Genomic DNA, 9,931 nt, shown 5'->3' on the forward strand with positions numbered 1-9,931 from the left:
GCCTCAGCTGAGCCCGCCCATGTGAAAACTCTTCATCTCGAGGTATTCCTCGATGCCGGCCTGCGCCCCCTCGCGCCCAAGACCGGACTGTTTGACACCGCCGAAAGGCGCCACCTCCATCGAGACCGAGCCGGTGTTGAGGCCAACCATGCCGAACTCCAGCGCTTCGCCGACGCGCCAGGCGCGTTTCAAATTTTCAGTGTAGAAGTAAGAGGCAAGCCCGTAAGGCGTGCCGTTGGCGAGAGCGATCGCTTCTTCTTCCGTTTCGAAGCGGAAAAGCGGTGCGACCGGGCCGAATGTCTCCTCGTCGGCAAGCTGCATCTCGTTCGTGGCGCCGGTCAGCACTAGCGGCGCGACATATTGCAGGCCCTCCGGCAAAGCCGGCTTCTGCGTGATGATCTCGGCACCTTTGGCGAGCGCGTCCTCGACGTGGCGGTTGATCTTCTCGACCGCCGCCATGTTGATCATCGGCCCGATCGCGACGCCGGGCTGCGTGCCGGGGCCCACCGTCATGGCGTTGACACGGGCGGTGAGCTTCGCGGCGAAGGTTTCGTAGACTCGGGCTTGCACAAGGATGCGGTTGGCGCAGACGCAGGTCTGGCCGCCATTGCGGAATTTCGAGACGAGCGCGCCCTCGATGGCAAGGTCGAGGTCGGCATCGTCGAAAACGATGAAGGGTGCGTTGCCACCGAGTTCGAGACTCAAGCGCTTCACGCTGTCGGCCGCGCCGCGCATCAGCAGCGAACCAACCCGCGTCGAGCCGGTGAAGGATATCTTGCGCACCGTCTCGTTCGCCATGATCTCGTTGCCGATCTCGGCCGGCATGCCGGTGACGATGTTGATGACGCCGGCGGGTATGCCCGCCCGTTCGGCGAGCACGCCGAGCGCCAGCGCCGAATAGGGCGTGAACTCGGATGGCTTGATGACCACCGTGCAGCCGGCGGCCAGCGCCGGCGCGACCTTGCGGGTGATCATCGCGTTGGGAAAGTTCCATGGCGTGATGATGCCGCAAACGCCTACCGGTTCCTTCAGGACGATGATGCGGCGGTCTGATGTGGGCGAGGGGATGGTGTGGCCGTTGATGCGGCGCGCTTCCTCGGCAAACCATTTGACGAAGGATGCGCCGTAGCGGATCTCGCCCTTGGCCTCGTCCAGGGGCTTGCCTTGTTCCGTCGTCAGGATCAGCGCCAGATCGTCAAGATGCGCCAGCATCAGGCCATGCCATGCTTCCAGGAGCGCCGCGCGTTCGGCGTTGGTCTTCTTCCTCCAATCTCCATAGGCGGAAGCGGCGGCCTCTATCGCCGCACGGGTCTCCGTACCGGCCATGTCGGGTACCGTTCCGATCGCCGACTGGGTCGCTGGGTCGAGCACATCGACCGTTTTGCCGGAGCCGGCAGTGACCCATCTACCGCCGATCAGACCGGCTTCGCGAAAGAGAGTTTTGTCCTTCAGGTTTTTCATCGAAAATGCCTTGCAATCAGGTGAGTGCCGCGATGACGGCCGCTGTGATGGCTTCCGTCCTGTCCTTCCCGGGGGTGGTTCCAATGCCGCGCGCGGTTGTCGCTTCGACCGCCTTCATGACGCGGCCGGCCGCAGCCGTTTCGCCGAGATGTTCGAGCATCATCGCACCGGACCATATGGTGGCGATCGGGTTGGCGATGCCCAGATGCGCGATGTCGGGTGCGGAGCCGTGCACCGGCTCGAACATGGACGGCCCCGAGCGGTCGGGGTTGATGTTGGCGGAGGCGGCGTAGCCGAGCCCGCCCTGGATCGCCGCGCCGATGTCGGTGAGGATGTCGCCGAACAGGTTGGAGGCGACGACCACGTCGAGGCTCTCCGGCGCCATGATCATGCGCGCGGCCAGCGCGTCGACATGATAGCTGGTCACAACGACGTCAGAGTACTCCGCAGCCAGCTTTCGCGTGATCTCGTCCCAGAACACCATCGAGTATTTCTGCGCATTGGACTTGGTGACGGAAGCCAGCTTGCCGCGCCGTGTCCGCGCCTGCTCGAAGCCGAAGCGCAGAATGCGCTCGACGCCGGCGCGGGTGAAGATCGAGGTCTCCACGGCGACCTCGTCCAGAGTGCCTTGATGCACACGCCCGCCGGCGCCCGAATACTCGCCTTCCGTGTTCTCGCGAATGCACAATATGTCGAAACTCTCGGCCCGCAGCGGCCCCGTCACACCCGGCAGCAGGCGGTGCGGCCGGATGTTGGCGTATTGCACGAATGCCTTCCGAATCGGCAGCAACAGGCCGTGGAGCGAGACGGAATCTGGCACCTCCGCCGGCCAGCCGACCGCGCCGAGAAGGATGGCGTCGAAGCCACGCAAGGTTTCGATGCCGTCGTCCGGCATCATCCGGCCGGTTTCCTTGTAGAACTTGCAGGACCAGGGGAATTCGGTTCCGGCCAGGGCAAAGCCGGAGTATCTAGCCGCCGTCTCCAGCACAGACCAGGCGGCCCCGGTCACGTCGCGGCCGATGCCGTCACCGGGGATCAGGGCGATCGAATAGGACTTCATAGGCATCTCTTTACAGGCTGATCAGGACGCTCTTGGTCCTGCGGTTGGCGAGATAGGCCTCGCGGCCGAGGTCCTTGCCGATGCCGGAACGCTTGTAGCCGCCGGTCGGCAGGATATGGTCGCGCGAGCGGCTGTAACGGTTGACCCAGACGGTGCCCGCCTCAAGCTTGCGCGCGAAGCGGATGGTGCGGGACAGGTCGGAGGTGAACAGGCCGGAAGCCAGCCCGTAGGTCGAATGGCTGGACAGCGCCAGCGCCTCCTCCTCGGTCTCGAAGGTCTGCACCGTCAGGACCGGGCCGAAGATTTCCTCGACAATTGCAGGATTGGACTGGTCGACACCTGTAATCAGCGTCGGCTCGTAGAAATAGCCGGCGTGATCCATGGCATGGCCGCCAGTCAGGCATTCGCCGCCTGCCTCAACCGCGGCCCGCACGATGCCATCGATACGCGCCCGCTGCCCTTCGGAGATGATGGGGGAGTACTGTGTCGTCGCGTCCCAGGTCGGGCCGGGCCGCACCGCCTTCATCTTTCCCAGGATAGCGGCCGTCAGTCTTTCGGCGACGCTTTTCTCGACGATAAGGCGCGTGCCGGCCACGCAGGCCTGGCCCGCGTTGAAGGTGACGCTGCCGGCGATGGCCGTCGCCGCCTTGTCCAGATCGGCATCGGCAAAGACGATCTGCGGGCTCTTGCCACCGAGTTCCAGCGTCATCGGCTTGATGCCGGTGCGGGCGACATTCTCCATGATGGCCGATCCGGCGCGGGTCGAGCCGGTGAAGGAGACCTTGGCGATCTCGGGATGGCCAGTCAGCGCCGTGCCGGTCGTCGGACCATCTCCCAGCACGACGTTTATGAGCCCTGCGGGCAGGCCAGCTCTAACGGCGAGTTGCGCCATATAGACTGCCGAAAAGGGCGTCATTTCCGACGGCTTCAGCACGACCGCGTTGCCCGCGGCCAATGCCGGACCGAGCTTCCATCCAGCCATCGAGATCGGAAAATTCCAGGGCGTGATCGCGCCGACCACGCCATAGGGCTCGCCCATGATCATGCCGAGACTGCCGTCGTCGGTCGGCGCCAAATCGCCGCCTTCCTTGTCGGCGAATTCGGCAAAGAAACGGATCTGCTCGGCGGTAATGGCGATGTCGCCCGCGACAAGCTGGCCGACGGGCCGCGTCGAGGACAGCGCCTCGATCCTGGCCAGCGTTGCCGCTTCCGCTTCGATCAGATCGGCCCAGGCCTGGAGTGCCTTGGTGCGCTCGCGTGGCCGGACGCCGCCCCAGTTGCTGGCCTTCAGCGCGGCCTTGGCGCTCTCCACCGCACGATCGACCATGTCTATGCCGGCCACGGGACAGGCAACATATGATTTGCCGTCCGACGGGCGGCGCATCCCGATTCCGCCCTCAGCCGGAATCAACTCCCCGCCGATGAAATGGCCGACGGGAAGGGGGATTGTATCGGGATCGAAGCTCAGGCTCATCGACAACCACTCTACGGATCGGCAGGAGCCTAGCGCGTGCCGGCACGCAGCATGCGCTGTTCGGCGTTCCGCCACCGACGAATGTTGTGTGCTGAGTGAGGGGGACGGCAAAATCTTCCGCGGGCCAGCACCTCGCTCGGATCCTGTCATCCCACGGTCACGTAGATCTTGCGCACCGTTTCGATCGTTTTCCAAATACCGGTGAAGCCAGGCTTCATCACGAAGCTGTCGCCGGCGCGGTAGGTCATCGTCACGCCGGCATCGGGCGTGATTTCGATCACGCCGGAGAGGATGTGGCAGAACTCGAATGTCTCGCCCTTGATTGAGCGCGTCTCGCCTGGGGTCGCTTCCCAGACACCTGTATGGATGTCCCTGGTGACGTCCTGCGCCCAGGTCTTGAAGGCAGGGTCGCCGGCAATCAGCCGCTCACGCAATGCCTTGGATTCGCGCGGCGAAAAGCTTGGGTCGGTATCGACGGTCTTGAGCAGGGACAAAGGATGGCCTTTCTGGTTGGACTTCAATAACCGCGCGACCGGTCGACAAGCCCGATCGGCTGGAGACCGGAGCGGTGGCGACAGATATTGTCGATGACGGCCCGTGCGGCGGTCGCGGGCTGGGTGACGCTGGCGACATGCGGGGTGAGGATGATCTTCGGATGCGACCAGAACGGATGGCCCGTGGGCAGCGGTTCGGGATCGGTCACATCAATCATCGCTGCGGAGAGGTGGTTGCTGTCGAGCGCGGCGACGAGCGCTTCGTGGTCGAGCTGCGGCCCCCGACCCGTGTGAATGAGCGCCGCGCCTTGGGGCAGTTTCGCGAACAGGTCGGCATCGAGGAAGCTGCGGGTGTCCTCGGTCAGCGGCAGCAGGCAGATCAATATGTCGCTGGCCGTGAGCATTCTCTCCAGCCCGATCTCGCCGTCATGGCAGGTCACCCCTTCGATTTGCCGCGGCGAGCGGCTCCAGCCGGCGAGCGGAAACCCGAACGGTTTCAGCCGGTCGACGACGGCCTGGCCGAGCTGCCCGAGGCCGAGCACGCCGATCCGACGCGACGCGGCCTGCAGCTGTGGGATGTCGCGCCATTCGCCGGCGCGCTGCTGCGCCAGATATCCGGGGAGGTTGCGATGCAGGGCGAGGACGGCCAGCGTCACATACTCCTGCATCATGCGCACGATGCCTTCCTCGATCGTACGCACGATCTTCACCTGTTCAGGCACTCTATCGATGCGGAACTGGTCCACGCCGGCGCCAATGGAAAACAGGATCTCCAGGTTCCTGTAGCGTGCGAGGTCTTCTGGTGCGGTCCAGGTAATGAAATAGCGCACGGCGTCGGGATCGACCGTTGCGGCATCCATAGTGAAGGGGACGTCCGGGAGTTCTTTGGCGAAGGCATCGGCGAAGACCGCCCCACGCCGCGCATCGGAATTGAACAGGAATGTCATTCCGGGTTCCCCTTCAAGCCGCGCAACGCGCGCCCAGCGCTTCGATCATCCGCTGGCAAGCCGTGAGTTCGCTCGCGAGAATATATTCGTCCGGCTTGTGGGCGCGGCCGATATCACCAGGGCCGCAGATGATGGCATCCAACCCGGCGGCCTGGTAGAGCCCGGCCTCCGTGCCGTAGCTGACTGCGGCAAGCGGCGCTTCGCCGGTCAACTCGCCCAGCAGTGCCGCCAGGCTCGCGTCTTGCGGCAGCGATAGCGCCGGATAGGCGCTCATTGTCGCCCATTCTATCCGAAAGCCTCCGGCTGCAAGGGCCTCAGCCCGCGCCTTGACCGACGCGAGCAGGCTGGCAGGGTCGACACCGGGTATGGCACGCGCCTCGAGGTCCAGCGTGCAGCTGTCGGGGATGATGTTGACCGACTGTCCGCCCGCGATCACGCCGGCCTGCAGCGAAGAATAGGCTGGCTCGAAGGCAGGGTCGAAAGGACCATGCGTCAGCCGCTCGGCCTCACTCACGGCAGCGGCGAGCACTTCGGACATCGCATGGATGGCGTTGAGCCCGACGTCCGGCCGTGAGGAATGGCCTGCACGTCCCTTGATGGTCACGCGGGCGGCCGCCTTGCCCTTGTGGCCGCGCACGGCGCGCATGCCGCTCGGCTCGCCGACGATGACGCCGAGCGGCTTTGCGCAAAGGTCGGGAAGCCGGACGATGAGATGCGGCACGCCGCGGCACCCAATCTCCTCGTCGTAGGAGAAGGCGAGGTGGATCGGCCTGGCAAGGCGCAGCCGCGCCAACGCAGGCACCACCGCCAGTGAAGCGGCAAGAAAGCCCTTCATATCCGTGGTGCCGCGTCCGTAGAGGCGTTCGCCGTCCGGACGCAGCACGAAAGGGGATGAACTCCACTGCGGCTCGCCAGCGGGAACGACGTCCATGTGGCCGGACAGGATGTAGCCCGGCACATCGGCGGGGCCGATCGTTGCAAAAAGATTGGAGCGGTTACCCTCCGGCCCTGGAAGTAGGGTTACCTTCGCTCCCCTTTCCGCGAGATAGGCCTCGATCCAACCGGCGATGTCCCCGTTCGGCTTGCCGGCCACCGACGGAAAGGCGACGAGACGGTCAAGGATGTCAAAGACGTCCATTCCAGCCCTCAAGGCATTTGGGGTTCAGCATTCCGGGTTCGCCGGGCAGTACCCTCAAGGATGTGCGCCTTCTTTCGCGATTGCGTGCCGAAAGCGGAAGTGTTTCAGTTGAATCTTGCGTTGGTGCGCGGCTTTCTAGCAAATCGTATCGATGGTTTGTTTTAGCGTTGGCAGGAGCATGGGCGGCCTGTGTGTCACTCGTTACGCGGTCTTTCAGAGGCATGGAATTGAAGCCGTCCGGAAGCTTGAAAATCGATGCCTTCTCGATGCGTATCGGCGACATCGAAGGCGTCGAACTCGACCGGTTGCACGCGCACTCTCTATCCGTGGGATGGCCGCATCGCGCCGAGGACTGGCAATTCCTGCGCGAATCGGGACGGGGGTTCGTTGCGCTCGACGAGATCGGCCGGGTGCTCGGCTCGGCCATGTGGTTCCCGCATGGCGACGATTTCGCGACCGTGGGCATGGTCATCACCTCGCCGCGGCTGCAGACGCTGGGAGCCGGCCAGTGGCTGATGAAGCGGGTCTTCGACAACGTGGTCGGGCGCGACTTGCGCCTCAATGCGACCCGGGCGGCAAAGCGGCTCTACCTTTCGCTCGACTTCAAGCCGGAGAAGACCGTCTATCACTGCCATGGGATCGCCCGCGCCGCCACGGCGGCTGGAATAGACAGGGAGTGTGGCGAGGTGCGTCGGCTGGTGGCCGAGCACTTGCCGGCGATCATCGCGCTCGATGCGGTCGGTTTCGGAGTGCATAGAGCGGCACTAGTCGAAAAGCTGTTCGAACAATCTGTTGGCTACGGGCTCTTCGGCGAGGGCGCGCTCAAGGCCTTCGCTCTCTGCCGGCCCTTCGGCCGCGGCCATGTCATCGGTCCGGTCCTAGCGGAGCGAGATACCGATGCCATCGCAGTGGTCCGGCCGCACATCGCCGATCATTCGGGCAGTTTCCTCCGGGTGGACACGCATATGGGAAGCGGCGAATTCGCCGCCTTTCTGGCGCACAGCGGAATGCCGGTCTTCGACACGGTACTGACCATGTCGATGGGCAAACGCCTCGCCGATTTTGCGGCCGACGGTGCAGCTACACCGGTAACTTATGCTCTGGCCAGTCAAACTCTCGGATAGGTCAGCCGAGGATGCGGGCGGGCTCCGCACCATCGCTAACCGGGAAAAGGTGTCCAGGGCGGGCATTTCACCTCGAACAGGACCGCGTTCAGCCCGGCGCCGCGTAAGGAAGCCGGATAAGGCCCTCCCGCATCGATCCGGATACCACCGGCACCGCGTCAGGCTACAATCGACATAGCCGCCCCATGCGTGATCGATTGGTTGAGGGAAGGCTACTTCCGCGGCCGGGGCTTTGCTTCAACATTTAACTATTAACTGTTTTGCAACTGCGACGTTGACGTGTCCAGCCTGATAGGGTTAATAATCTCCTAATATAAGCATCGTCTAAAATCTTTTGATCGGAAACCGACGTTTAGACGATGCAATTGGGTAGGGAGACGTAGCGAAGCGACCAACGTCGTCGCAGCCGCCATCAAGCGATCATCATCCGCAAGCTCCAGCCGGCTCTTCTTGCCCGGCAGGCTCGCTGATGATGCACGGCACTTCACTTCCAACCCAGTTGTGTACCGCTCTTTGGAATCGATGCTCGGACAGAGCGTGGTCGAACAGGACTAGCAACAAACAGGCGTAGGGGCGTCTGTCACAGAAAAACAGGGGGTTGAAAAATGGCTACTCAGGTCACCGGTGCCGGCGGCACCACGACATCGTTCTCCAATACACCGCAGGCAAAGGACGACACCTTCCTCTATTCGGAAGATGCAACTGGCGTCCTTGTCCTGAATGTTTTGGCGAATGATCTGGGTGGCGCAGCCAAACAGCTCTACTCCATCGACAACGCCGACAGTCCGACGACCGCGACGAAGATATATGCCCCAGCAGATCTGCTCACGCGTGACGTGACATATTCCACCGATAGTGCGGGAGCCGTCGGAACAACCGACACAAGCCTCTTGGGTGCCAAGATATGGATAGCCAGCGATGGCACCATCCACTACGACACAACGAATATCGATGGCCTGTTGCAGGCACTTTCGGCCGGTCAGGTTCTTGTTGACAAAGTGACCTACGCCATTCAGCTCGGCAATGGTACGCTGAGCTGGGCCACGGCCTCCGTTCAGTTCACCGGCACCAATGACAAACCCGATATCCATCTGGTGACGACCGACAGTGCTGCCGCCTCGCTGACCGAGACCAATGCCGCCCTGATGAAGAGCGGCACCCTGACGGTGAACGATGCCGATGTCTCCGACACGGTCACCGCAAGTGTGGCCTCGGTGTCGCTCGCAGGCACCACGGGCGGGCTAAACAGCGCCGCCGTACTCGGCATGCTGACGGTTTCGCCGGCCTCGCTGACGGCCAATCCGGGCGAAACCAACAATCTGGGCTGGACCTTCAACTCGGCACCGCAGGCCTTCGATTTCCTGGCTATCGGCGAGACGCTGACGCTCACCTATACGATCAAGGCCGATGACGGCCACGGCGGCACCGATACGCAGACGGTGACGATTACCATCAACGGCACCAATGACGCGCCGGATATTATCATTGGCGCTGGCGATAGCGCTACAGCCTCGCTGACCGAGACCAATGCAGCCCTGATGAAGAGCGGCACCCTGACGGTGACCGACGCCGATCTCTCCGACACGTTGACCCCAAGCGTGACATCAGTATCGCTCGCAGGCACCACGGGCGGTCTGAACAGCGCCGCCGTGCTCGGCATGCTGACGGTTTCGCCGGCCTCGCTTGCCGCCGATCCGACGGACACCCACAACCTGAATTGGTCGTTCAACTCGGCATCGCAGGCCTTCGACTTCCTTGCCCAAGGCGAGACTCTGACGCTCACCTACACGATCAAGGCCGACGACGGCCACACCGGCACAGATACGCAGACGGTAACGATCACCATTCACGGCACCAACGATGCCCCGGTCGCGGCCGCCGATGTCAATTCCGGCTTCGAGGACACCACCATCACCGGCAGCGTCGCCGGCAACGACAGCGATGTCGATGACGGTGCCGTGCTCACCTATGCCCTGGACGCGCCGGTCGCCGGCCTCACCCTCAATCCCAACGGCAGCTACAGCCTCGACGCCGGCAATGCCGCCTACCAGCACCTGGCGGCGGGCGCCACCACCGATGTCGTGGCCAGCTACACCGTCACCGACGAGCATGGCGCCACCTCGACCGCCTCGCTGACCATCACCGTCACCGGGGTCAACGATGCCGCCGTGCTGTCGGCCGATGTGCGCAACCTGACCGAGACCAACTCGGCCACCGACATCTCGAGCTCCGG

Annotated in this window: 8 protein-coding genes; 2 read left to right on the forward strand and 6 right to left on the reverse strand. The window is 63.5% G+C overall.

The annotated features are described in order from the left end of the window. Window positions 1-3: 3 nt before the first annotated feature. The 6 genes from O7A60_RS18060 to argE form a co-directional block, all read right to left on the reverse strand. Entirely contained in the window at window positions 4-1,461 is a 1,458-nt protein-coding gene (locus tag O7A60_RS18060) for an NAD-dependent succinate-semialdehyde dehydrogenase (RefSeq protein ID WP_337107383.1), read from the reverse strand. A 16-nt stretch (window positions 1,462-1,477) separates the two neighbouring features. Further along, window positions 1,478-2,521 (reverse strand): tartrate dehydrogenase, encoded by a 1,044-nt coding sequence (locus O7A60_RS18065; RefSeq protein ID WP_337107384.1) that lies wholly within the window; start codon window positions 2,519-2,521, stop codon window positions 1,478-1,480. A 10-nt stretch (window positions 2,522-2,531) separates the two neighbouring features. Beyond that, a complete protein-coding gene (locus tag O7A60_RS18070) occupies window positions 2,532-3,995 on the reverse strand; it encodes an aldehyde dehydrogenase family protein (protein WP_337107385.1) in 1,464 nt (487 codons plus the stop codon). A gap of 146 nt (window positions 3,996-4,141) precedes the next feature. Beyond that, window positions 4,142-4,489, reverse strand: coding sequence for a cupin domain-containing protein (locus O7A60_RS18075; protein WP_027146126.1), 348 nt, complete (start codon window positions 4,487-4,489; stop codon window positions 4,142-4,144). A gap of 23 nt (window positions 4,490-4,512) precedes the next feature. Further along, window positions 4,513-5,436, reverse strand: coding sequence for a 2-hydroxyacid dehydrogenase (locus O7A60_RS18080; RefSeq protein WP_337107386.1), 924 nt, complete (start codon window positions 5,434-5,436; stop codon window positions 4,513-4,515). 13 nt (window positions 5,437-5,449) lie between these two features. Beyond that, window positions 5,450-6,574, reverse strand: coding sequence for an acetylornithine deacetylase (gene argE / locus O7A60_RS18085; protein WP_337107387.1), 1,125 nt, complete (start codon window positions 6,572-6,574; stop codon window positions 5,450-5,452). Between the two features lie 221 nt (window positions 6,575-6,795). On the opposite strand from argE, the gene O7A60_RS18090 reads away from it, so the two are divergent. After that, window positions 6,796-7,698: a GNAT family N-acetyltransferase gene (locus O7A60_RS18090; protein WP_027146123.1), complete on the forward strand. Its 903-nt coding sequence runs from the start codon at window positions 6,796-6,798 to the stop codon at window positions 7,696-7,698. 605 nt (window positions 7,699-8,303) lie between these two features. Then, the coding region (locus O7A60_RS18095) for a VCBS domain-containing protein (protein WP_337107388.1) at window positions 8,304-9,931 on the forward strand (1,628 nt) is incomplete at its 3' end.

This window comes from Mesorhizobium salmacidum (SeqCode) (assembly GCF_037179605.1).
Lineage (GTDB): Bacteria > Pseudomonadota > Alphaproteobacteria > Rhizobiales > Rhizobiaceae > Mesorhizobium > Mesorhizobium salmacidum.

Coding starts and splice junctions, on each gene's coding strand:
- O7A60_RS18060 (WP_337107383.1), bottom strand. CDS start 1,461: ATGAAAAACCTGAAGGACAAAACTCTCTTTCGCGAAGCCGGTCTGATC.
- O7A60_RS18065 (WP_337107384.1), bottom strand. CDS start 2,521: ATGAAGTCCTATTCGATCGCCCTGATCCCCGGTGACGGCATCGGCCGC.
- O7A60_RS18070 (WP_337107385.1), bottom strand. CDS start 3,995: ATGAGCCTGAGCTTCGATCCCGATACAATCCCCCTTCCCGTCGGCCAT.
- O7A60_RS18080 (WP_337107386.1), bottom strand. CDS start 5,436: ATGACATTCCTGTTCAATTCCGATGCGCGGCGTGGGGCGGTCTTCGCC.
- argE (WP_337107387.1), bottom strand. CDS start 6,574: ATGGACGTCTTTGACATCCTTGACCGTCTCGTCGCCTTTCCGTCGGTG.
- O7A60_RS18090 (WP_027146123.1), top strand. CDS start 6,796: ATGGAATTGAAGCCGTCCGGAAGCTTGAAAATCGATGCCTTCTCGATG.